Source organism: Sphingopyxis sp. Geo48, assembly GCF_949769155.1.
Taxonomy (GTDB): Bacteria; Pseudomonadota; Alphaproteobacteria; order Sphingomonadales; family Sphingomonadaceae; genus Sphingopyxis.
Window position 1 is genome coordinate 1 of sequence record NZ_CATKPA010000001.1, and the last position, 21069, is coordinate 21069.

General features: G+C 66.0%; 22 protein-coding genes. 11 read left to right on the forward strand and 11 right to left on the reverse strand.

What is annotated here, in order from left to right; translation table 11 throughout:
* Nucleotides 1-180: 180 nt before the first annotated feature.
* Both QOL79_RS00005 and QOL79_RS00010 read right to left on the reverse strand, forming a co-directional pair.
* Nucleotides 181-2274, reverse strand: coding sequence for a M3 family metallopeptidase (locus tag QOL79_RS00005; protein WP_349306402.1), 2094 nt, complete (start codon nt 2272-2274; stop codon nt 181-183).
* A 161-nt stretch (nt 2275-2435) separates the two neighbouring features.
* Nucleotides 2436-3305 carry an SMP-30/gluconolactonase/LRE family protein gene (locus tag QOL79_RS00010; protein ID WP_283418210.1) on the reverse strand — a complete coding sequence of 290 codons (870 nt, stop codon included), beginning with the start codon at nt 3303-3305 and terminating at the stop codon, nt 2436-2438.
* A 299-nt stretch (nt 3306-3604) separates the two neighbouring features.
* Between QOL79_RS00010 and QOL79_RS00015 the strand changes: the two genes are divergently transcribed.
* The 4 genes from QOL79_RS00015 (at nt 3605) to QOL79_RS00030 (ending at nt 7442) form a co-directional block, all read left to right on the forward strand.
* Nucleotides 3605-4759, forward strand: a complete 1155-nt coding sequence (locus QOL79_RS00015; protein WP_204992349.1) for an acyl-CoA dehydrogenase family protein — start codon at nt 3605-3607, stop codon at nt 4757-4759.
* 156 nt (nt 4760-4915) lie between these two features.
* Entirely contained in the window at nt 4916-6085 is a 1170-nt protein-coding gene (locus QOL79_RS00020; RefSeq protein ID WP_283418211.1) for an acetyl-CoA C-acetyltransferase, read from the forward strand.
* 135 nt (nt 6086-6220) lie between these two features.
* Nucleotides 6221-7003: an SDR family NAD(P)-dependent oxidoreductase gene (locus tag QOL79_RS00025; protein ID WP_058456248.1), complete on the forward strand. Its 783-nt coding sequence runs from the start codon at nt 6221-6223 to the stop codon at nt 7001-7003.
* 1 nt (nt 7004) lies between these two features.
* Nucleotides 7005-7442 carry an acyl-CoA thioesterase gene (locus QOL79_RS00030; protein WP_282945896.1) on the forward strand — a complete coding sequence of 146 codons (438 nt, stop codon included), beginning with the start codon at nt 7005-7007 and terminating at the stop codon, nt 7440-7442.
* A gap of 115 nt (nt 7443-7557) precedes the next feature.
* Here QOL79_RS00030 and gmk read toward each other — a convergent pair whose 3' ends face one another.
* Nucleotides 7558-8220 carry a guanylate kinase gene (gmk, locus tag QOL79_RS00035; RefSeq protein ID WP_282945898.1) on the reverse strand — a complete coding sequence of 221 codons (663 nt, stop codon included), beginning with the start codon at nt 8218-8220 and terminating at the stop codon, nt 7558-7560.
* A 56-nt stretch (nt 8221-8276) separates the two neighbouring features.
* On the opposite strand from gmk, the gene QOL79_RS00040 reads away from it, so the two are divergent.
* Nucleotides 8277-8831 (forward strand): DUF2585 domain-containing protein, encoded by a 555-nt coding sequence (locus QOL79_RS00040; RefSeq protein WP_282948236.1) that lies wholly within the window; start codon nt 8277-8279, stop codon nt 8829-8831.
* Here QOL79_RS00040 and QOL79_RS00045 read toward each other — a convergent pair.
* The 4 genes from QOL79_RS00045 to QOL79_RS00060 are packed head-to-tail and all read right to left on the reverse strand — an operon-like array spanning nt 8828 to nt 11397.
* On the reverse strand, nt 8828-9166 hold the full coding sequence (locus QOL79_RS00045; RefSeq protein ID WP_282945900.1) for a hypothetical protein: 339 nt from the start codon (nt 9164-9166) through the stop codon (nt 8828-8830). The two genes, QOL79_RS00040 and QOL79_RS00045, sit on opposite strands and share 4 nt — an antisense overlap.
* 38 nt (nt 9167-9204) lie before the next feature.
* Nucleotides 9205-10602, reverse strand: a complete 1398-nt coding sequence (gene fumC / locus QOL79_RS00050; protein WP_283418212.1) for a class II fumarate hydratase — start codon at nt 10600-10602, stop codon at nt 9205-9207.
* Nucleotides 10599-10913 (reverse strand): hypothetical protein, encoded by a 315-nt coding sequence (locus QOL79_RS00055; RefSeq protein WP_282945905.1) that lies wholly within the window; start codon nt 10911-10913, stop codon nt 10599-10601. The genes fumC and QOL79_RS00055 overlap by 4 nt, the downstream gene beginning before the upstream one ends.
* Nucleotide 10914: 1 nt before the next feature.
* The gene (locus tag QOL79_RS00060; RefSeq protein WP_204992356.1) at nt 10915-11397 is read right to left on the reverse strand and encodes an SspB family protein; all 483 of its coding nucleotides are present in this window, start codon (nt 11395-11397) and stop codon (nt 10915-10917) included.
* A gap of 95 nt (nt 11398-11492) precedes the next feature.
* On the opposite strand from QOL79_RS00060, the gene hisB reads away from it, so the two are divergent.
* The 5 genes from hisB to QOL79_RS00085 all read left to right on the forward strand — a co-directional run bounded on the left by hisB (nt 11493) and on the right by QOL79_RS00085 (nt 15450).
* Nucleotides 11493-12080: an imidazoleglycerol-phosphate dehydratase HisB gene (gene hisB / locus QOL79_RS00065; protein ID WP_282945908.1), complete on the forward strand. Its 588-nt coding sequence runs from the start codon at nt 11493-11495 to the stop codon at nt 12078-12080.
* A 9-nt stretch (nt 12081-12089) separates the two neighbouring features.
* Nucleotides 12090-12698: an imidazole glycerol phosphate synthase subunit HisH gene (gene hisH / locus QOL79_RS00070; protein ID WP_282945910.1), complete on the forward strand. Its 609-nt coding sequence runs from the start codon at nt 12090-12092 to the stop codon at nt 12696-12698.
* Nucleotides 12686-13432, forward strand: coding sequence for a 1-(5-phosphoribosyl)-5-[(5-phosphoribosylamino)methylideneamino]imidazole-4-carboxamide isomerase (gene hisA / locus QOL79_RS00075; protein WP_502957363.1), 747 nt, complete (start codon nt 12686-12688; stop codon nt 13430-13432). The genes hisH and hisA overlap by 13 nt, the downstream gene beginning before the upstream one ends.
* 115 nt (nt 13433-13547) lie before the next feature.
* Nucleotides 13548-14312 carry an imidazole glycerol phosphate synthase subunit HisF gene (hisF, locus tag QOL79_RS00080; protein WP_282945912.1) on the forward strand — a complete coding sequence of 255 codons (765 nt, stop codon included), beginning with the start codon at nt 13548-13550 and terminating at the stop codon, nt 14310-14312.
* A 49-nt stretch (nt 14313-14361) separates the two neighbouring features.
* Nucleotides 14362-15450 (forward strand): calcium:cation antiporter, encoded by a 1089-nt coding sequence (locus QOL79_RS00085; protein WP_282945914.1) that lies wholly within the window; start codon nt 14362-14364, stop codon nt 15448-15450.
* A 451-nt stretch (nt 15451-15901) separates the two neighbouring features.
* On the opposite strand, the gene QOL79_RS00090 is transcribed toward QOL79_RS00085, so the two are convergent.
* A complete protein-coding gene (locus QOL79_RS00090; protein WP_283418213.1) occupies nt 15902-17038 on the reverse strand; it encodes a beta-ketoacyl-ACP synthase III in 1137 nt (378 codons plus the stop codon).
* A 192-nt stretch (nt 17039-17230) separates the two neighbouring features.
* Here QOL79_RS00090 and QOL79_RS00095 point away from each other — a divergent pair, with 192 nt between their 5' ends.
* Nucleotides 17231-17782 carry a hypothetical protein gene (locus QOL79_RS00095; protein WP_058456261.1) on the forward strand — a complete coding sequence of 184 codons (552 nt, stop codon included), beginning with the start codon at nt 17231-17233 and terminating at the stop codon, nt 17780-17782.
* 8 nt (nt 17783-17790) lie between these two features.
* Here the strand turns inward: QOL79_RS00095 and rsmA are convergent, their stop codons facing one another.
* The 3 genes from rsmA to QOL79_RS00110 are packed head-to-tail and all read right to left on the reverse strand — an operon-like array spanning nt 17791 to nt 20983.
* Nucleotides 17791-18603, reverse strand: a complete 813-nt coding sequence (gene rsmA, locus QOL79_RS00100; protein ID WP_502957471.1) for a 16S rRNA (adenine(1518)-N(6)/adenine(1519)-N(6))-dimethyltransferase RsmA — start codon at nt 18601-18603, stop codon at nt 17791-17793.
* A 20-nt stretch (nt 18604-18623) separates the two neighbouring features.
* Nucleotides 18624-19643, reverse strand: a complete 1020-nt coding sequence (pdxA, locus tag QOL79_RS00105) for a 4-hydroxythreonine-4-phosphate dehydrogenase PdxA (protein WP_283418215.1) — start codon at nt 19641-19643, stop codon at nt 18624-18626.
* Complete coding sequence (locus tag QOL79_RS00110) at nt 19643-20983, reverse strand: peptidylprolyl isomerase (protein ID WP_283418216.1); 1341 nt, start codon at nt 20981-20983, stop codon at nt 19643-19645. The genes pdxA and QOL79_RS00110 overlap by 1 nt, the downstream gene beginning before the upstream one ends.
* Between the last annotated feature and the right edge of the window lie 86 nt (nt 20984-21069).

A 21069-nucleotide genomic window follows, 5' to 3' on the forward strand; every position in this document is an offset into this window, starting at 1 on the left:
TGGTGGAGGGGCCGCAACGGCGGCGGTATTGCCCCTCCGTCAGCGCTTCGCGCTGCCACCTCCCCATGGCTGCGCCACAGGGAGGAGTGAAGGGCACATAACGGTCGATACCGGCCGGCAGCCGCAGGCAAAACAAAGGGGGCGCGGTGGCCCCCTTTGCTCCCCGGTTAAGTCAAAAGATCATTCGGTCGGAAAGCCGCGCTTGCGCAGCAGCGCCTTCACGTCTGGATCGCGGCCGCGGAAGGCGCGGTACGCTTCGGCGCGGTCGGTCTCGTTGCCGGTCATCAGCAGGATGGTGCGGAACTTGTCGGCGACGGTGCGGTCCCACGGGCCGCCGGCTTCGTTGAAGGCCGCCCAGGTGTCGGCGTCCATCGTTTCGGACCACAGATAGCTGTAATAGCCCGCCGAATAGGCGTCGCTCGAGAAGAGGTGCCCGAATTGCGGCAGGCGGTGGCGCATGACGATTTCCTTCGGCATGCCCATGTCCTTCAGCGTTTCGCGCTCGAACTTGTCGACATTGGTCACCGGCACCTTGCGGTCGTGGAGTTTCATGTCGATGATCGCGCTCGACAGATATTCGACGGTTTCGAAGCCCTGGTTAAACTTGTTCGAGGCGAGGATCTTGTCGACGAGCGCCTGCGGCGTCGGCTCGCCCGTCTTGTAGTGCGTCGCGAATTTCGACAGCACCTCGGGCGTCATCAGCCAATTCTCGTTCACCTGGCTCGGATATTCGACGAAATCGCGCGGCACGCCCGCGAGCGCGGGATAATAGACGTGCTGCAGCAGATAATGGATGCCGTGCCCGAATTCGTGGAACAGCGTCTGCGCGTCGTCGAGGCTGACGAGCGTCGGCTCGCCCTTCGCGCCCTCGGTGAAATTATTGTTGTTCGACGCGAGGACGTTGCGCTCGCCGCCGAGGCCCTGCTGGCTGCGATAGGTCGTCATCCACGCGCCCGAGCGTTTCCCGTCGCGCGCGAAATTGTCGAGATAGAGGACGCCGACATTTTCGTTGGTCTTGAGATTATAGACCTCGAAGGTCTTCACCTTGGGGTCGAAGACCGGGATCGTGCCCGTGATCTCGCGGAAGCCGAGGTCGTAGAGCTGCCCCGCCGACCAGAACATCGCGTCGCGCAGCTTGTCGAGCTGCAGGTAGGGCTTCACCTCGCTTTCATCGAGGTCGTATTTCGCCTTGCGGACCTTTTCGGCGTAGTAGCGATAGTCCCACGGTTCGATGGTGATCTTCGGTCCCTTGCCGGCCTTGGCCTCGGCATCGGCGATCGCCTGCATGTCGGCGACCTCCTCGTGAACGCGCGCGACCGCGGCGGGCCAGACCTTCATCATCAGCGCCATCGCGTTTTCGGGCGTCTTCGCCATCGTGTCGGCCATGCGATAATTGGCGTGGGTTGCGAAGCCGAGCAGTTCGGCGCGCTGCTGGCGCAGCTTCAGGATTTCGGCGATCGTCGCATTGGTGTCGTTCGCATCGCCATTGTCGCCGCGCCCCACGAAAGCGCGCCAGACCTTTTCGCGCAAGCTCCGGCTGGCGGCGTTCTGCAGCACAGGTTGCGCCGACGAGCGAGTGTTCTTGATCGCCCACTGGCCGGGCTTGCCCTGCGCCTCGGCGGCGTCGGCAAGCGAGGCGACGAAGCCGGGGGCGAGCCCCGCCAGCTCGGCCTTGTCGGTGACGAAGGTGTAGAGCTTCTCGTCGCCGAGCACCTTCGACGAAAAGGCCGAGAACAGGCCTTCGAGCTTTGCATTGAGGTCGACGAGCTTCGCCTTGTCGGCGGCGGACAGGTTGGCGCCGTCGCGGACCATTTCGTCATAACTGCGCTCGACGATGCGGATCTGCTGCGCGTTGAGCCCGCTGGTCAGCCGCTTGTCGTACACCGCCTTGTAGCGGGCGAAGAGCTTGGGATCGAGGAACAGCTCGGTATAGAATTTGGTGAGCTTGGGGCTCCATTCGGCGTCGATGTCCTCGACGCGGTCGTTCGACTTGTTCGACGTCTGCACGCCCCACAGCGCGAAGACGCGCTCCATCGATTCGCCCGCGAGCTGCATCGGGACGTGGGTGTTCTCGAAGGTCGGCTCGGCGGGGTTGTCGATCACCTTCTGTACCTCGGCCTTCACCTCGGCCATGCCTTTGGCGAAGGCGTCGGGGAAGAGTTCGGGGTCGAGCTTGTCCCACGGCGGCACCCCCTCATAGGGGCCGGTCCAGGGCTGGAGCATCGGGTTCGTGTCCGCGGCGGGCCTGGCGGCGGTATCGGCGGCGAATGTCATCGGACTATAACCCATCAAGAGGACGGTCGATGCAAGCAGCGACAAACGGACAAAGGGCTGCGCACGGCGCGGCATCATCATAGCTCCCCGGAGTTTTGGTTTCGAGCGAAACCATATCGGGCTGCCTTAGCCCGACAGGGCGGCCCGGCGCAAGAGCGCGGTCAGCCGCCGAAAAAGGGCTGCGGACTGCCCGGTACGTCGACGCGGAAGGTGAAGACGCCGCCGGCAAGCGGCTGCGCCTTGCGGTCTTCGTCGGTCAGATTCTTGCCCGCGCTGGTCACGAAAGCGGTGCAAAGCTCGTCTCCCCCGAAGGCGATCATCGTCGGGCGCTGGACGGGCAAGTCGACGGTCTGGAGCAGCTCGCCGGCGGGCGACAGGCGTACGACGCGCCAGCCGTCCCACAGCGCTGACCAGTAGCAGCCCTCGGCATCGACCGCGGCGCCGTCGGGACGGCCTTTCCCATATTCGAACTGGTGGAAGACGCGTCCATTGGCGAGCGTGCCCGCCGCCCGGTCGACGTCATAGGCGCGGATCGCGTGCGTCGGCGTGTCGGCGTGGTAGAAGATGCGCCCGTCGGGGCTGAACGCCGCGCCGTTGCTGGTGGTGAGGCCGCCGAGGATCGTGGCGAGCGACCCGTCGGGGTCGAGGCGGTACAGCGTCGCGACAGGGTTTGCCTTGTCGTTTGTCAGGCTGCCGACCCACAGCCGTCCTGCCGCATCGACGCGGCCGTCGTTGAAGCGTTGCCCGGGCTTGTCCGCGAGGATATCGGGGCCGAAGGGGCGCGGTGTCGATCCCCAATGGTCGATCAGTACGAAGCCGTTTTCGAGCGCGGCGACGAGGCCGCCCCGCACGCGCGGCGCGATGCAGCCGATCTGTTCGCCGAGCATCATCACCTCGTCGGTGCGGGTCGCGGGATCGGTGCGATGAATCGTCCGCGCCTCGATATCGACCCAATAGAGGCGGGCTTCGCCCGGATGCCAGACGGGCGATTCGCCGAGCAGCGCGCCGGCATCGAGAAGCAGTTCGACCATCGGCGGAGCTTAGCGCGTGGCGCCGGTGCTGCCCAGCAACTGCAAACCTATTCGACGCGGGACGAATGGAGAGGCGCGGTCCAAGTCGGTTCGCCACCCCCGGGCAAGTCCGGGATGGCGAAGCGCGAGCGCGAGAAGGGCGCGCCGCGCAACGAGTTTCCTGCCGTAGCGGCATTTCTACTTGACGTGGACGTAAACGTAAGGTCAGGTGCGCGCCGAAACCCGTACGGCATGATGCGGGGACTCGGCACCATGGCCCCACCAGACCCTCAGGCCGCCCACTGGGAAAAGGAAAGACGATGTCGCTCGATAACCTCTCGCGCAGTGTTTATACCGAGGATCACGAAGCGTTCCGTTCGACGGTGCGCCAGTTCCTCGAAAAGGAAGTCGCGCCCAATGCGGCGCAATGGGCCGAGGACGGCATCGTGCCCAAGTCGATCTGGCCGAAAGCCGGCGAGCTCGGCCTGCTGTGCCCGACGGTCCCCGAGGAATATGGCGGGCTGGGCCTCGATTTCGGCTATAATGCGATCGTCGATGAGGAAAGCGCCTATAATGGCCGCGTGACCACCGGCTTCTCGCTCCAGTCGGACATCGTCGCGACCTATATCATCAAATATGGCAGCGAAGAGCAGAAGAAGCACTGGCTGCCCAAGATGGTCGCGGGCGAAGTGATCACTGCGATCGCGATGACCGAGCCGGGCACCGGCAGCGACCTTCAGGGGATGCGCACGACCGCGAAGAAGGACGGCAATCATTATGTCATCAATGGGTCGAAAACCTATATCACCAACGGCCAGAACGCCGACCTGATCCTGGTGTGCGTCAAGACCGACACCGAGGTGCAGCCGGCTTGGAAGGGCGTCTCGATCGTGCTCGTCGAGGCCGACCGCGAAGGCTACAAGCGTGGGCGCAACCTCGACAAGATCGGGCAGGACGAAGCCGACACGTCGGAAATGTTCTTCGAGGACGTCCGCGTGCCGATCACGAACTGCCTTGGCGAGGAAGGCAAGGGCTTCATTTATCTGATGAGCGAGCTCCCCCAAGAGAGGCTGTCGATCGCCGTCAGCGCGCAGGCGGCGGCGCAGCGCGCCTTCGACGACACGGTCGAATTCACCCGCGACCGCAAGGCGTTCGGCAAGCCGATCCTCGACTTCCAGAACACGCGCTTCGTGCTCGCCGATCTCAAGACCAAGCTGCAGGTCGGCTGGGCGCACCTCGACTGGGCGCTGGCGCGGCATCTCAAGAAGGAGCTGACCCCCGAAGAGGGCGCGGCGGCAAAGCTGTGGCACACCGAATTGCAGTGGGAAGTGATGGACAAATGCCTCCAGCTTCACGGCGGCGCGGGCTATATGAACGAATATCCGATCGCGCGGGCGTGGCGCGCCTCGCGCGTGACGCGTATCTTCGGCGGCACGAACGAGATCATGAAGGAACTGATCGGGCGCAAGCTGTAATTTCCCCTCCCGCAAGCGGGAGGGGCAGCGAGACTTGGGAGCTTGCTCCCTAGTCGCAGCGGGGTGGGCTACCTACCTCCAGATGCTGGCTCCGCTCGCGCCCACCCCCAGCCCCTCCCGCTTGCGGGAGGGGAGTGAAGTGAAAGGACTATCCCCATGCCCCATGCCTATATCGTCGACGCCGTCCGCACCGCTGGCGGCAAGCGCGGCGGCAAACTCGCCGGTGTGCACCCCGTCGACCTCGGCGCCGCGGTGTTCGACGCGATCGCCGACCGCAACGACTTCGACACCAAGGCGATCGACGACGTCATCACCGGCTGCGTCAGCCAGGGCGGCCAGCAGACGATGGACGTCGGCCGCAACGCGGTGCTCGCCTCGAAGCTGCCCGACTCGATCCCCGCGGTGACGATCGACCGCCAGTGCGGCTCGTCGCAGCAAGCGATCACCTTCGCCGCGCAGGCGGTGCTGTCGGGCACGCAGGATATCGTCCTCGCCAGCGGCATCGAAAGCATGACGCGCGTGCCGATGGGATCGGTCGCGACCTTGTTCATGAAAGAGGGGCTGGGCAACTACAAGTCGCCGCGGCTGGAGGAGAAATATCCCGGCATCATGTTCAGCCAGTTCATGGGCGCCGAGATGATCGTCAAGAAGCACGGCTTCACCAAGGACGACCTCGACGCCTTCGCGCTCGAAAGCCACCGCCGCGCGAAGGCGGCAACCGAGGCAGGCGTGTTCGAGCGCGAGATCGTGCGGGTCGAGATCGAGACCCCCGAGGGGAAGGAATGGCACAAGGTCGACGAGGGAATCCGTTTCGACGCGACGCTCGACGGCATTGCCGGCGTCAAGCTGCTGCAGGAAGGCGGATCGATCACTGCCGCGACGTCGAGCCAGATCTGCGATGGCGCCTCGGCGGTGCTCGTTGTCTCCGAACAGGCGCTGAAGGATCATGGACTGACGCCGCGCGCGCGCATCCACCATGTGTCCGTGACCGCGGGCGATCCGGTGATCATGCTCGAAGAACCGCTGTTCGCGACCGAAAAGGCGCTGAAGAAGGCCGGGCTCAGGATCGGCGACATCGACGCCTATGAAGTCAACGAGGCGTTCGCCCCGGTGCCGCTGGCGTGGCTCAAATATCTGGGCGGCGACCATGCGCGGCTCAACCAGCATGGCGGCGCGATCGCGCTCGGCCATCCGCTCGGCGCCAGCGGCGCAAAGCTGATGGCGACGCTCCTCGGCGTGCTCGATGCGACCGGCGGCAAATATGGCCTGCAGACGATGTGCGAAGGCGGCGGCCAGGCCAACGTCACGATCGTCGAGCGGCTGTAAGAAATCTCCCCTCCCGCTTGCGGGAGGGGGCGTCACGAGGCACGTGACTCGTGACACGGGAGGGCCTGCGAGCTGCCTCCCCCATGCCCCACCCAAACCCTCCCCTGAAGGGGAGGGCTTTTTCAGGAGAAACCCATGAAACTCGATTCCACCGTATCCGCCGTCGTCACCGGCGGCGCCTCGGGCCTTGGCGCCGCGACGGCGCGCGCGCTCGCCGCCAAGGGCGTCAAGGTCGCGATCTTCGACCTGCAGGAAGAGAAAGGCACCGCGCTCGCGGCCGAACTCGGCGGCGTGTTCTGCGAATGCAACGTCACCGACGACGCGTCGGTCGACGCCGCCTTTGCCAAGTCGCGCGCCGCGATCGGACAGGAGCGCATCCTCGTCAATTGCGCGGGCACCGGCAATGCGATCAAGACCGCGAGCCGCAGCAAGGAAGACGGCAGCATCAAGCATTTCCCGCTCGATGCCTTCAACTGGATCATCCAGATCAACCTCGTCGGCACCTTCCGCTGCATTGCCAAGTCGGCGGCGGGGATGATGACGCTCGACCCGATGGAAGACGGCGAGCGCGGAGCGATCGTCAACACCGCGTCGGTCGCAGCAGAGGACGGCCAGATGGGTCAGGCGGCCTATTCGGCGTCGAAGGGCGGCGTCGTCGGCATGACGCTCCCCGTGGCGCGCGACCTTGCGTCGGAGAATATCCGCGTCAACACGATCCTGCCCGGCATCTTCGACACCCCGCTGCTCGCCGGCGCGCCGCAGAATGTCCGCGACGCGCTCGGCGCCTCGGTGCTCAACCCGAAGCGTCTCGGCAATCCGGCCGAATATGCCAATCTCGCGCTCTGCATGATCGAGAATGGCTATTTCAACGGCGAGGACGTCCGCCTCGACGGCGGCATCCGCATGGCGCCGCGCTGATATGCCGAAACCGGAAAGCTGGCGGCTCGACGCCGCCAGCTACCCCGTCCGCATCGAACTGCAGACGCGGTTCCAGGATATGGACATCAACGGCCACCTCAACAATGTGGCCTTCGCAGCGCTGTTCGAAAGCGGCCGCGTCCTGCTGAACCGCGAAATCCGCCCGTGGGAGGAACGCCCGGCGAACGAGCGCACGATGGTCGCGGCGGTCGAGATCAATTATCTCGCCGAGGGCAATTTCCCCGATCCGGTCCAGATCGCGACCGGCATCGGCCGCCTCGGCACCTCGAGCTGGACGATCGTCCAGGCGATGTTCCAGAACGGCCGCTGCATCGCGACCTGCGACACGGTGGTCGTGTGCCGCACCGACGGTCAGGCAAGGCCTCTGCGGGCGGAGATGGTCGCCGAGCTGGAAGCCAAGCTGGCGAGGGCGGCCTAGCCAAACCTCACCTTCGTCATCCCGGACTTGATCCGGGATCCGTTATTCCAGCGCTGCGTAAGTGGATCCCGGATCAAGTCCGGGATGACGACAAAAAGTCGGGGCGAGCCTGCTTCTAAAGTTTCCTGTCCGCGTCGGGCACCGACCGGATCAGGTCGCGCGCGAAGCCGATCAGGCCGATCTGGCGGCGGCGCTTCAGCCGCTCGGCGCGCAGGATCGCCATCACCTCGCCATAGCATTCCTCGACCGCGTCGTTGATCAGCACATAGTCATAGCCGTCCCAGTGGCTGATCTCGTTCGCGGCGCGCTCCATCCGCGCGGCGATCACTTCGTCGCTGTCGGTCTTGCGCGACCGCAGCCGCCGTTCGAGCTCGTCCATCGTCGGCGGCAGGACGAAGACGCGCACGACGTCGGGGCCGGCCTCCTGATAAAGCTGCTGCGCGCCCTGCCAGTCGATGTCGAACAATACATCCTTGCCCGCGGCGAGCATCGCCTCGACCGGCGCGCGCGGGGTGCCGTAGCGGTGGCCGAAGACATGCGCCCATTCGAGGAACTCGCCGTCGGCCGCCATCTTCTTGAAGGTGTCGGTATCGACGAAATGATAATGGACGCCGTCGACCTCGCCCGGGCGCGGCGGGCGTGTGGTGGCGGAGATCGAGAGCGCGATATCCTTGTCGGCTTCGAGCATCATGCGCGAGATGGTCGTCTTGCCCGCGCCCGAGGGCGAGGAGAGGACAAAGAGCACGCCGCGGCGGTTGAGATGGACGCTTTCGGTCATGCGCGCTATTCGCGCGGGTGAGGGCAGCGGTCAAGGGGGAGAGACGGATGGCGGGGATGTCGCGCAAGGGCTGGCTGGTTACCGCGGCGCTGCTCGCGCTGCTGGCCGCGATCCTCTTCGCGATGGGGCGCCCGCCGATCTGCCCGTGCGGCACGGTCAGCCTGTGGCACGGCATCGTCCAGTCGAACCAGAACAGCCAGCAGATTTCGGACTGGTACAGCTTCAGCCATATCATTCACGGCTTCATCTTTTTTGGCCTGTCGCGCTGGCTGATGCCGTCGCGGCCCTTGTGGGTCGCGCTGGCGCTGGCGATCGGGATCGAGGGCGCGTGGGAGATATTGGAGAACTCGCCGATCATCATCGACCGCTATCGCGAGGTGACGATGGCCTATGGCTATTCGGGCGATTCGATCCTGAACTCGGTCAGCGACACGGCGTTCATGTTGCTGGGCTTCCTCGCCGCGAGCCGGATGCGCTGGTGGGTCACCGTGCTGATCGCGATCGCGTTCGAGCTGTTCACGCTGTGGACGATCCGCGACAATCTGACGCTCAATGTCCTGATGCTGGTCGCTCCGGTCGAGGCGGTGAAGGAGTGGCAGGCGGGCGGTTAGTGGATGGCCGCGTGCCCGTTCGCATCGATCGGGATTTCGGGCGGGAGTGCGTCGCCCAGCATTTCGCCGTCGGTCGGCGGCTCGCCGTTCGCCGCGAGTTTCGTGGTCGCGGCCTGCATTTCCTCGGCCGCCTGCCGCGCCTCGGCACGATCGGCCCATTTCTTGGTGAGATAGGCGGCGGCGGCGGTCGCGGCGAGTACCGCATAGCGCTGCGGAAACAGACGCCGCGCCGCGAACAGCGTTCCCGCGCCGATCACCGCGCCCGCGATGGGGTGATGATTTTTCTGGCGTCCGATCGCGCTTCCAAGCACGCCGCCGATGATCCGTCCCATCATCTTTCTCTCCTTCCCCTCCATAAATGCCTCGCGCGTGCTCAGGGTTCCGGCCCCAACATCGTGCGCGGATCGACGACGCGGTCGAAGGTCGCGCCATCGACATAGCCCAGATCGAGCGCTGCGTCGCGCAATGTCGATCCGGTCTCATGCGCGTGCTTGGCGATCTTCGCGGCCTTGTCATAGCCGATTTCGGGGGCGAGCGCCGTCACCAGCATCAGCGAGCGGTTCATCAACTCGTCGATGCGCGCGCGATTGGGCTCGATCCCGACGACGCAATGTTCGGTGAAGCCCGCCATGCCGATGGCGAGCAGTTCGATCGAGCGCAGCACGTTCGATCCGATCAGCGGCTTGAAGACGTTGAGTTCGAGATGCCCCTGGAGCCCCCCGACGGTGACCGACTGATGGTTGCCGATCACCTGCGCCGCGACCATCGTCAGCATCTCGCACTGCGTCGGGTTGACCTTGCCCGGCATGATCGAACTGCCGGGTTCGTTCGCGGGCAGGTCGAGCTCGCCGAAACCCGCGCGCGGCCCGGAGCCGAGCAGCCGGATGTCGTTGGCGATCTTGGTCAGCGCGACGCCAAGCGCGTTGAGCGCGCCCGAGAAGAAGACGAGCCCGTCGTTCGACGCCAGCGCCTCGAACTTGTTGGGTGCCGGCTGGAAGGCGATGCCGGTCGCTTTCGACAGTTCGGCCGCCATCGCGACATCAAAACCGGTGGGCGCGTTTAGCCCGGTACCGACCGCGGTGCCGCCCTGCGCAAGTTTGCAGACATTCTGCGCCAGCGCGCCCTCGATCCGCGCCCGCGCGGCGACAAGCTGCGCGACATAGCCCGAAAATTCCTGCCCCAGGGTCAGCGGGGTCGCGTCCTGCAAATGGGTGCGGCCGATTTTGACGATATCGTGCCAGTCGGCGGCCTTGGCGGCGAGCGCGTCGGTGAGTTCGGCGAGTGCGGGGAGCAGGCGGACGGTCGTTTCGACCGCGACCGCGACGTGCAGCGCGGTGGGGAAGCTGTCGTTCGACGACTGCCCCATGTTGACATGGTCGTTCGGATGCACCGGCGCCTTGCCGCCGCGGGTGCCCGCGAGCTTTTCGTTGGCGATCCCCGCGATCACCTCGTTCGCGTTCATGTTCGACTGGGTGCCGCTGCCCGTCTGCCAGATGGCGAGCGGGAACTGGTCGTCATATTCGCCCGCGACGACGGCGTCGGCGACGGCGGCGATCGCGTCGGCGAGCGCTGCGTCGAGGCCGTGGTTCCGGTTCACCCGCGCTGCCGCACCCTTGATCCGCGCCAGCGCGTGGACGATCGGCAGCGGCATGCGCTCGTGCGGCGGGAAAGCGAAATTGTGCCGGCTGCGTTCGGTCTGCGCCCCCCAATAGGCGGCGGCCGGCACCTCGATCTCGCCGATGCTGTCGCTCTCGATCCGAGTCTCGTTCATCGCAGCATCATCCTTGTCACCAAAATCGCGCCGACCCAGATCATCGCGACGAGGCCGAGCAATTGCCAATAGCCGGTCTCGCCGACGCGGCGGCGCAGCCATGCGGCTGCGAGCCAGATCAGCACGAACGCGGGGGTCAGGACGAGCAAGCTGAAGCGGAGCAGGCCGTCGGCGATCTGGCTTCGCGCATAGCCCCCCTCAAACAAGGCGTAGCCCTCGACCCCCCACCAGAAGGCGGCGGTCAGAACAACCATGCCCGCGAGGGCCCAATATTGCCAGAAGCGGCTGGGAGGCCAGGCGGGGCCCGGCACCTTATCTCTTCTTGCCGAAGTCCACGGTCACGACGTTCGAGCCATCCTCGCTCGACACCTCGGGGCGGTCGTTGTCGGCCTCGTCATGCGGCTCGGGCGCTTCGATCTCGTCGTCGCTGACCTGGAACTGCAGCCCGAAATCGACCGACGGATCGACGAAGGCGGTGATCGCCGCATAGGGGATGACCAGGGTCGACGGTGTCTGGTTGAACGACAGGCCGACGCTGAAACGATCCTCCTCGACCGTCAGAGCCCAGAAGCGGTTCTGGAGCACAATCGTCATTTCGTCGGGGAATTTCGCCACCAGATGCGCGGGGATGTCGACTCCCGGCGCCTGCGTCTTGAAGGTGATATAGAAATGATGTTCGCCGGGCAGGCTGTCGTGCCCCTCGATCTGGCTCAGCACGCGGCCGACCACGGCGCGCAGCGCATCCTGCACGATTTCGTCATAGGGAATCAGGCTGTCGCGGACGTCGTCACTCATGCGCGGGGGATGAACGCCGCGCCGGCGCCGGTCAAGAGGCCTCAAGGGGGGAGAATCGCCTTGCAACGCGAAACAGACGCTCTAAGGCGTGCGCCATGCGAACCGCCACTGTCCAGCGCACGACCAAGGAAACGGATATCGCGATCACCGTCAACCTCGACGGAACCGGCGATTATTCGGTGTCCACCGGCATCGGTTTCCTCGATCATATGGTCGAGCAATTGTCGCGCCACTCGCTGATCGACATTTCCATGACCGTGAAGGGCGACCTCCACATCGACCAGCACCACACGGTCGAGGACAGCGCACTCGCGCTCGGCGAAGCGGTGGCCAAGGCGCTCGGCGACAAGCGCGGCATCGCCCGCTATGGCGAGGCGCACGCGCCGATGGACGAGACGCTGACGCGATGCGTCATCGACATCTCGGGCCGGCCCTATTGCGTCTACAAGTCGGGCTTCTCGCAACCGCGGCTCGGCGAGATGGATACCGAGCTGTTCCCGCACTGGTTCGCGAGCTTCGCGCAGACCGCGGGGATCACGCTGCACCTCGAGACGCTCTATGGCGAGAACAACCACCATATCGCCGAGAGCAGCTACAAGGCGCTCGCGCGCGCGTTGCGGCAGGCGGTCGAGATCGACCCGCGCAAGGGCGATTCGATTCCGTCGACCAAGGGTGTGCTCTAGGAGCCGTCCATGAGCGCCATTGCCCTGATCGACTATGGCGCGGGCAATCTTCGCTCGGTGCATAACGCGCTCGTCGCGGCGGGCGCGGAGGGCGTCGCCGTCACGGCCGACCCCGATATTGTCGCCAAGGCCGATCGCATCGTGCTGCCCGGTGTCGGCGCATTCGCCGCCTGCATGAACGGGCTGTCGGCGATCGACGGCCTGGTCGCGGCGATGGAGCGGCGCGTGCGCGGCGAAGGCGCGCCCTTCCTCGGCATCTGTGTGGGCATGCAGTTGCTCGCCGATGCGGGCGAGGAGCATGGACGACATGCGGGGCTCGGCTGGATCGGCGGGACGGTGCGCGCGTTCGACCCGCAGCCGGGCCTGCGTATCCCGCACATGGGCTGGAACGATGTCGTTCCCACGTGGGCGCATCCGGTGATCGCGGCGGGCGAAGCCTATTATCTGCACGGCTATCATTTCGCCGATGCCGCCCATGTTGCGGCGACGAGCAGCCATGGCGGGCCGTTCACGGCGGCGGTGGCGAAGGACAATATCGTCGGCGTCCAATATCACCCCGAAAAGAGCCAGGCCTATGGTCTCGCGACGCTTGAAAGGTTCTTGAAGTGGTGTCCGTAGATTCTGGCCTGACCATCTTTCCCGCGATCGACCTCAAGGGCGGGCAGGTGGTGCGGCTCGCCGAGGGCGATATGGCGCGCGCGACCGTCTATGGCGACGATCCGGCGGCGCAGGCGCGGCTGTTCGCCGATGCGGGTGCAAGCCACCTGCATGTCGTCGACCTTGATGGCGCCTTTGCCGGCGCAAGCGTCAATGGCGGCGCGGTCGAGAGCATCATCGCCGCCTTTCCGGGCAAGGTGCAGGTCGGCGGCGGCATCCGCGACCGCGCGGGGGTCGACCGCTGGCTCGCGCTCGGCGTCGAGCGGGTGATCATCGGCACCGCAGCGCTCAAGGATCCCGAGTTTGTCAGATCGGCCGCGCGCGACCTGCCCAGCCGGATCGTCGTCGGGGTCGATGCGCGTGATGGCATGGTCGCGACCGAGGGCTGGGCCGATGTGTCCGACGTCCGCGTCGAGGATCTTGCGCGCCGCTTCGAGGATGCGGGTGTCGCCGCCCTGCTCTTCACCGACGTCGGCCGCGACGGGTTGCTCAAGGGCTGCAATGTCGAGGCGACGGTTGCGCTCGCGCAGGTGGTCGATATCCCGGTGATCGCGAGCGGCGGGGTCGCCGATATCCACGACATCCACGCGCTGCGCCCGCATGTCGCCGACGGAATCGAAGGCGTGATCACCGGCCGCGCGCTCTACGACGGCCGCCTCGACCTCGCCGAGGCGATTGCGGCGGGGGCGGCATGACCCGCCGTCCCAATCGCGTTCGCATCGAGCGCAGTCGAGATGCCCATCGGTATGGCGCGGCCCTGACGGGTGTCTCGACTTCGCTCGACACTAACGGGGTTGAGAGATTAGCGGCATGACCGTCCGCGTCCGCGTCATCCCCTGCCTCGACGTCGCCGACGGGCGCGTGGTGAAGGGCGTGAATTTCGTCGACCTGCGCGATGCAGGCGACCCGGTCGAGGCGGCGCGCGCCTATGACGCCGCGGGCGCCGACGAGCTTTGCTTTCTCGACATTTCGGCCAGCCATCAGGGGCGCGGGACGTTGCTCGACATGGTCAGCCGCACCGCCGAGGTCTGCTTCATGCCGCTGACCGTCGGCGGCGGGGTACGCAGCGCCGAGGATGCGCGCGCTCTGCTGCTCGCGGGCGCCGACAAGGTCGCGGTGAACAGCGCCGCGGTCGCGCGGCCCGAACTGGTCGCCGACATCGCCGACCGCTTCGGCAGCCAGTGCGCGGTCGGCAGTATCGACGCGCGGCGGGTCGACGAAGGGCGATGGGAGATTTTCTCCCACGGCGGGCGCAAGCCTACCGGCGTCGATGCGCTCGACCATGCCGTCCGGCTGGCCGAACTGGGCGCGGGCGAGCTGCTGGTCACCAGCATGGACCGCGACGGGACGAAGGACGGCTATGATCTGGCGCTCACCCGCGCGATCGCCGATGCGGTCAGCGTGCCGGTGATCGCCTCGGGGGGCGTCGGCACCCTCGACCATCTGGTCGCGGGGGTGATCGAGGGCGGCGCGAGCGCGGTGCTCGCCGCCAGCATCTTCCACTTCGGCGAAGCGACGATCGCCGAGGCCCATGCGCGGCTCGCCGCCGCCGGATTGCCGGTCCGCGCGCATTAAATCCCGGGCCGGGGTGGTCACGGCTGGAGGGGGCTGCAATAAAAGTCCCATGATGTCCAAGCTCCGCCTCGCCGACCGCGCCAACGATATCGTTCCGATCCTCGGCTTTGTTGCCGCGCTCGCGAGCTTCGCGATGCCGCTCAATCCCTGGCTCGTCGGCGCGATCCTGGCGGGTGCCGTCGTCGCCGCGGTCCATCATGCCGAGGTCATTGCGCACCGCGTCGGCGAGCCCTTCGGTACGCTGATCCTCGCGCTCGCGGTGACGGTGATCGAGGTCGGGCTGATCCTGACGCTGATGCAGGCCGAACCCGAAAAGGCGCAGACGCTGGCGCGCGATACGGTGTTCGCAGCGGTGATGGTGATCCTGAACCTGCTGATGGGCCTCTGCCTCTTGAGCGGCGCGATCCGCCATCACGAGCAGCGCTTCCAGCGCACCGGCATCGGCGCTGCGCTCGCGACCTTGACGGTGCTCACCGTCGTGACGCTGGTCCTCCCCAATTTCACGTCGAGCGTGCCGGGCCCCTTCTATTCGGCGACGCAGCTCGGCTTCGTCGCGGCGGTTTCGCTGATCCTCTATGCGACCTTCGCGCTGGTGCAGACGGTGCGCCACCGCGACTATTTCCTTCCCGACGGCGATGCCGACGGCGACGGAGAGCCCGACGCGCACGCTGCGCCGCCGAGCGTCCAGCGCACCGCCATTTCGGGCGCGGCGCTCCTCGCCAGCCTGTTCGCGGTGGTGCTTCTCGCCAAGGCCCTGTCGCCGGTGATCGGCGCGCTGCTCGCCGACTGGGGTGCGCCGCCCGCGGTGCTCGGCGTGTTGATCGCGGCGCTGATCCTCGCGCCGGAGGGACTGGCCGCGGTGCGCGCGGCGAAGGCGGATCGCCTGCAAACCAGCCTCAACCTCGCGCTGGGGTCGGCGCTGGCGACGATCGGGCTGACCATCCCGGCGGTCGCGATCCTGTCGATCTTCACCGGCCTGCCGATCAGCCTCGGCCTCGATGCCAAGTCGACCGTGCTGCTGTTCCTGTCGCTGATCGTCGCGTCGCAGACGCTGGCGAACGGACGCACCACCGTGTTGCAGGGTGCGATCCACCTGATGCTGTTCGCGGTTTACCTGTTCACGACCTTCGTGCCGTAGACGTCTACTATTTTTGGGGGATGGTCACGGCAGGCGGCACTTGTAGTTGCTCAAAGCAACCGCCGCTCTGGATCACGGTCGACACCGACGAAAGTGTTGATTGCGTGTAGCCACTTAAGTTGGATCCGGAGCCTGTGAACAAACTTAGACGAGTAAGCCGAGGAATCTCTCGGTGTGAGACGAGCACCGAGTTTCCGTCTCCCTTCCAAAACGAAACAGGCCGGTATCTGCAATCATCAATCTCGCATTCTTGAAGAGTCTGTTCGGTAAGATTGACTATGAAATATGCGTTCTCATCAACGTTTTGCGTCTTGCAGGATTTCCCGTTCAGGCAACTGCTCTGGATTTTTGCGCTACAGACATATGACGCCGCATTTACCGGGATAGGAACAAGTAAGATTGCTATGGCGCATTTAGTAAGTGCAGCTTTCTGTATCATTTGACCCCCCCCTTACGTCTTCCGAACGAACACTGTGCCTGCCGAATAGCCCGCCCCGAACGAGCAGATCAGCCCCGTGTCGCCCGCGGCCATATCCTCATGGTTCAGGTGAAAGGCGATGATCGACCCCGCGCTCGACGTGTTGCCATAGGTGTCGAGCACCGTCGGGCTCTCGTCCTCGCTCGCCTCGTGCCCCAGCACGCGCTGCGCGATCAGGCGGTTCATATTGGTATTTGCCTGGTGCAACCACAGCCGCCGCATGTCGCCGCCCTCCAGCCCGAGCACTTCCATCTGTTCGACGATCATGCTCGCGACCATCGGCACGACTTCCTTGAAGACCTTGCGGCCTTCCTGGACGAACAGCTTGTCGCTCTTTGGTCCCGACTGGTCGATCCCGCCATGGCCCCGGTTCAAAAAGCCGAAATTGTTGCGGATATTGTTGCTGAACTGGGTTTTCAGCTTGGTGCCGAGGATGTCCCAATGGCCCTCGGGAGCCATCGACTTATCCTCGACGAGGATTGCGGTCGCGACGTCGCCGAAGATGAAATGGCTGTCGCGGTCGCGCCAGTTAAGGTGCCCCGAGCAGATTTCGGGGTTCACGACGAGGACGCTCTTTGCATGGCCGGCGCGGATATAGTCGGCGGCGGTCTGGATGCCGAAGGTGGCCGACGAGCAGGCGACATTCATGTCGAAGCCGAAGCCGTCGATGCCGAGCGCATCCTGGATCTCGACCGCCATCGCCGGATACGGCCGCTGCATGTTCGACGCCGCGCAGAGCACGGCGTCAACGTCGCCCGCGTCGCGACCGGCGCGGGCGAGCGCGTCCTTGGCCGCAGCGACGCCGATTTCGGCGAGGATCGATATCTCGTCATTGCTGCGCTCGGCGATGCGTGGCGCCATGTGGTGGGGGTCGAGAATGCCGGCCTTGTCGACGACGTAGCGGGATCCGATGCCGCTCGCCTTTTCGATGAATTCGACGCTCGATTCAGCGAGTTCGATGACATCGCCTGCCGCGATCGCTGCCGCATTTTCCCTATTGTGCAGCGCAACATACTGGTTAAAACTGGCGACAAGTTCTTCGTTGGAGATCGCTTCGGCGGGGGTGAAGAGGCCGGTCGACGAAATGACCGGTTGCGGTGTGTGCGACATGGTGCGTCCTGCGTGTCCTGTTCTTGGCTCGGCACGCTGATTAGGCCCGGTCGCGCGGCCGCGCAACGCCCCTCGCGATGCTGAACGATCGCCGACTTCATGGTTAACCTGCCACTAACCCTTTTCGTGGCAGATTGTCGGATGCAGGCCTCCGGGGGGATGGCTCCCCGGGCGCCGTGCGGGAGCATGACCATGGCGACGCGTTCAGGACCGGCCGCAGGCGACCTGTCCATATCCGAGATCAAGGAATTCGCGGGCTTTCCTGCCGCGACGCAGCGGTACATCCGCCGCTCGCTCGATATCGGGCTCGAACGCGAAGACGCGATCGCCCGTTGGTCGCGCGACATGGTCGAGGAAACCGCGATCCGCGTGCAGGCGAAAGTCTATCAGCGGATCGGCGATATCCGTGCGCATATCCCCGACGACAGCGGGCTCGATGCGCTCGAAGGCTTCATGGCGCCGCTCGTCGCGGTGTCGGCGTTCGACCTGGGGCAGGACCGGTTGCCCGGTTTCGCCTCCTATCGCTTCCTGTACGAGCGGCTGCTCGGCGCGCACGCGCGGCCGTGGCTGCCCGGCGCCTTCTGCGCCGCAGCCTCGTTGCCGCATCTTCACCCCGACAAGCGCAAGACCCTGCTCCAGTCGATCAGCGAAGCCGCCGCGACCGCGCCGGGCTGGTCGGCGCGCGAGCCGAGCTTCTATCCCGAATGGGTCGACAAGATCGACGAGACCAAGCCGGCGAACTGAGCGGAAGGTCAGCGACCCAATAGTCGGGCCAACGCAACCCATTCGGCGACGCTGACCGTTTCTGCGCGCCGCGTCGGATCGATGCCAAGCGCGTCCAGCGCCTCGATCGCGCCCGCGACGCCCTTCAGGCTCTGGCGCAGCATCTTGCGGCGCTGGCCGAACCCCTTTTCGGTGAGCTTCGACAGGATGCGCGGATCGACGCCTTCGGGCTCTCCGGCCGGGGTCACATGGACGATCGCCGACATGACCTTGGGCGGCGGGGTGAAGGCCGAGCGATGGACCTTCATCGCGATCCGGGCGTGCGAGCGCCACTGCGCGAGGACGGCGAGGCGGCCATAGGCATTGGTGCCGACCGGCGCGACGATGCGCTCGGCGACCTCGAGCTGGAACATCAAGGTCAGCGACAGCCATTGCGGCGGCCACGCCGCGGGCTCGAGCCAGCGCGTGAACATCGCGGTCCCGACATTATAGGGCAGGTTCGCGACGATATGATAGGGTCCGCCGGCGAGCGCGTCGGCTTCGATCGCCATCGCATCGCCCGGCACCACCGACAGCTGCCCGTCGAATGCGTCCGACAATTCGCCTAGCAGCGGCAAGCAGCGGTCGTCGCGCTCGACCGCGATCACCTTCGCGCCCGCGCGAAGCAGCGCGCGCGTCAGCCCGCCGGGGCCCGGCCCAACCTCGAACACCGTCGCGCCGCCCAAATCGCCCGGCAGCGCTGCGATCCGGTCGAGCAATTGCTCGTCGAACAGGAAATTCTGGCCGAGCGCCTTGCTGGCCGACAGCCCGTGCGCGCGCACCGTCTCGCGCAAGGGGGGCAGGGGGACGCTTGGCTGGACGCTCACTTCGCGGGCGCGCAGCTGCGCTCGCGCGCGGCCGCCATGCGCGCCGCCATCGCGATCGCCGCGATCGTCGGCCCGGCATCGGCCCTGCCCGTTCCCGCGATATTGAACGCCGTCCCATGGTCCGGCGAGGTGCGGATGATCGGCAGGCCCAAGGTCAGATTGACGCCGTCGTGGAAATGCAGCGCCTTGAACGGCGCGAGCGCCTGGTCGTGATAGCCGCAGAGGATCGCATCATAGCGATCGCGGATGCCGGGCGCGAACAGCGCGTCGGCCGCGAGCGGCCCGTCGACGGCAATCCCCTCCTCGGCAAGCTGCGCGACGGCGGGCGCCATGATCCGCACTTCCTCGTCGCCGAGTTGGCCGCTTTCGCCCGCATGCGGATTGAGGCCCGCAATTGCCAGCTTCGGCGCCGCGATCCCGAAATCGCGCGTCAGTCCGCGCGCGACGATGCGCGCCTTGGCGACGATCAACTCGCTCGTCAGGCGTTCGGGCACCTGCGCCAGCGGGATGTGGACGGTCAGCGGCACGACGCGCAGACCCGGCCCCGCGAGCATCATCACCGCGTTGGTCGCGGTGACGCCGCAGCGTTCGGCGATGAATTCGGTCTGCCCGGGGTGCGTGTAGCCGATGCCATGCAGCGCATGTTTCGACACCGATCCGGTGACGAGCGCGGCCGCCGCCTGGTTGCGGGTCAGTCCGATCCCCGTTTCGAGCGCGTGGAGCGCCAGCGCCGCGCCGGCGGGCGTCGGCGAGCCGGGGGTCAGCGGGCCGCTGTCTTCGAGATGCCAGACCGGCAGCGCCGTCCCGAACGCGGCGGCGACTTCGTCCATATCGCCCACGCGCGCGACCGGACCATCCCAGACCGCTTCGATCGCGGCGGCGTCGCCTATAACGACGAAGGGGGGCAGATCGTGCGTGCGTCGCGCCGCCCAAGCGCCGGCCGCGACTTCGGGGCCGACGCCCGCCGGGTCACCGATGGTGACCGCGATCGGGCGCCGCTGACAGGAATCGCTCATCAGCTATATTCGATCACGGCATCCCGGCGCAGGTCGCGCAGATAGCGCTGCGCGCGCTTGTTGACCTTTTCCTCCAGCAGGCGATTCTCGATCTCCTGCAGGTCGGGCGCGGTCGCGGTCTGCGGCATGTCGCGGCCGCACAGCACCAGCACGCTGATCCCTTCTTTCGCCGCGCCGAAGGGCTGCGTCGTCTGGCCGATCTGCATCGATGCGAGCGTCGCCTGCAGCGGCGGCGGCAGCGCACGCATCTGGATATTGTCGCGCGAAACGACATGCGCGCCGAGCGAGGCCGCGACACTGTCGGCGCCGCCGCAACCGGCGATCGCGCGCGTCGCCTCGGCGAACTTGCCGGCCAGTTCGGTGGCCTGTGCCTCGGTCGTGCCGGCGGGGAAGTCGAGCGATACCTGCTTCAGGCTGAGCACCGCATCGCGCGGATCGGCTGTGAGCACCTGGCGCCGGTCGATCATCACCATGATCGAGATGCCGCCGGGCACCTCGACCGGGCCGACGAGCTGGCCGGGCGCCATCTGCGCGGCGGCTTCGGCCATCGTCGGCGGAAGCTGCGCGGCCTTGACCCAGCCGAGGTCGCCGCCGACGACTGCGGTCGAGGCTTCCGAGAACTGGCGGGCATAGGCCTGGAAACTGCCGCCGGCCTGCAGCGCCTGAATGATCTTCTGCGCATTCTCGGCCACGGCGGCGGCGGTTTCGGGGGTCGCCGACAGATAGATTTCGCCGAGGTGGAACTCGTCGAGCCCCTTCGATTCATTCATCTGCTTGACGATCGCCTCGACCTCTTCGGTCGACACATTGGTCGACGACTGGATGTTGCGCTGGAGCAGGCGGTCCCAGGCATATTCGCCGCGAATCTGCTGCTTCACCGCGCCCGCCGACGAGCCCTTCGAGGTCAGATATTTCGAGAACTGGTCGGGCGACTGCTTGAAGCGCGCCGCAAGCCGCGCGAACTGGTCGTCGACCAGCTTTTCGTCGATCTCGATCTTCGCCGCCTTGGCTTCCTGGATCTGCAATTTCTCGTCGATCAGGTTGCTGAACACCTGCTGGCGCAGCCGCTGTTCTTCCTCGGGCGGAAGGTTGACATTGTTGTTCGCGATACGGATCAGCGCCATCCGCTGCTCGATATCGGTCGCGGTGATGATCTCGCCGTTCACGGTCGCGGAGGGGCGATAGACGTTCGGCTTGGCATCGCCGTAAAGCTGGACATTGCCCGGGATATTGAGGCTGGTCGTGGGGACTTCATTGTCCGGGACGGTCTGTGCCGCCACCGGCGTCGCGATAACGGCGGCCGAGACGATCAGCCCGATCATGGTCGAAATTTTGGTCATCTTCACCCTATAACAGAGGTTCCGGCCCGCTCCGTATCAGCGGATGGGTCCGATGGTCCAGCGCAAACGCGCGCCAGCATGTCATA

What these genes read in the sequence shown, in the direction of transcription:
- QOL79_RS00005 (WP_349306402.1), bottom strand. Translation starts at nt 2,274, where the DNA reads ATGACATTCGCCGCCGATACCGCCGCCAGGCCCGCCGCGGACACGAAC.
- QOL79_RS00010 (WP_283418210.1), bottom strand. Translation starts at nt 3,305, where the DNA reads ATGGTCGAACTGCTTCTCGATGCCGGCGCGCTGCTCGGCGAATCGCCC.
- QOL79_RS00015 (WP_204992349.1), top strand. Translation starts at nt 3,605, where the DNA reads ATGTCGCTCGATAACCTCTCGCGCAGTGTTTATACCGAGGATCACGAA.
- QOL79_RS00020 (WP_283418211.1), top strand. Translation starts at nt 4,916, where the DNA reads ATGCCCCATGCCTATATCGTCGACGCCGTCCGCACCGCTGGCGGCAAG.
- QOL79_RS00025 (WP_058456248.1), top strand. Translation starts at nt 6,221, where the DNA reads ATGAAACTCGATTCCACCGTATCCGCCGTCGTCACCGGCGGCGCCTCG.
- QOL79_RS00030 (WP_282945896.1), top strand. Translation starts at nt 7,005, where the DNA reads ATGCCGAAACCGGAAAGCTGGCGGCTCGACGCCGCCAGCTACCCCGTC.
- gmk (WP_282945898.1), bottom strand. Translation starts at nt 8,220, where the DNA reads ATGACCGAAAGCGTCCATCTCAACCGCCGCGGCGTGCTCTTTGTCCTC.
- QOL79_RS00040 (WP_282948236.1), top strand. Translation starts at nt 8,277, where the DNA reads ATGTCGCGCAAGGGCTGGCTGGTTACCGCGGCGCTGCTCGCGCTGCTG.
- QOL79_RS00045 (WP_282945900.1), bottom strand. Translation starts at nt 9,166, where the DNA reads ATGATGGGACGGATCATCGGCGGCGTGCTTGGAAGCGCGATCGGACGC.
- fumC (WP_283418212.1), bottom strand. Translation starts at nt 10,602, where the DNA reads ATGAACGAGACTCGGATCGAGAGCGACAGCATCGGCGAGATCGAGGTG.
- QOL79_RS00060 (WP_204992356.1), bottom strand. Translation starts at nt 11,397, where the DNA reads ATGAGTGACGACGTCCGCGACAGCCTGATTCCCTATGACGAAATCGTG.
- hisB (WP_282945908.1), top strand. Translation starts at nt 11,493, where the DNA reads ATGCGAACCGCCACTGTCCAGCGCACGACCAAGGAAACGGATATCGCG.
- hisH (WP_282945910.1), top strand. Translation starts at nt 12,090, where the DNA reads ATGAGCGCCATTGCCCTGATCGACTATGGCGCGGGCAATCTTCGCTCG.
- hisF (WP_282945912.1), top strand. Translation starts at nt 13,548, where the DNA reads ATGACCGTCCGCGTCCGCGTCATCCCCTGCCTCGACGTCGCCGACGGG.
- QOL79_RS00085 (WP_282945914.1), top strand. Translation starts at nt 14,362, where the DNA reads ATGATGTCCAAGCTCCGCCTCGCCGACCGCGCCAACGATATCGTTCCG.
- QOL79_RS00090 (WP_283418213.1), bottom strand. Translation starts at nt 17,038, where the DNA reads ATGTCGCACACACCGCAACCGGTCATTTCGTCGACCGGCCTCTTCACC.
- QOL79_RS00095 (WP_058456261.1), top strand. Translation starts at nt 17,231, where the DNA reads ATGGCGACGCGTTCAGGACCGGCCGCAGGCGACCTGTCCATATCCGAG.
- pdxA (WP_283418215.1), bottom strand. Translation starts at nt 19,643, where the DNA reads ATGAGCGATTCCTGTCAGCGGCGCCCGATCGCGGTCACCATCGGTGAC.
- QOL79_RS00110 (WP_283418216.1), bottom strand. Translation starts at nt 20,983, where the DNA reads ATGACCAAAATTTCGACCATGATCGGGCTGATCGTCTCGGCCGCCGTT.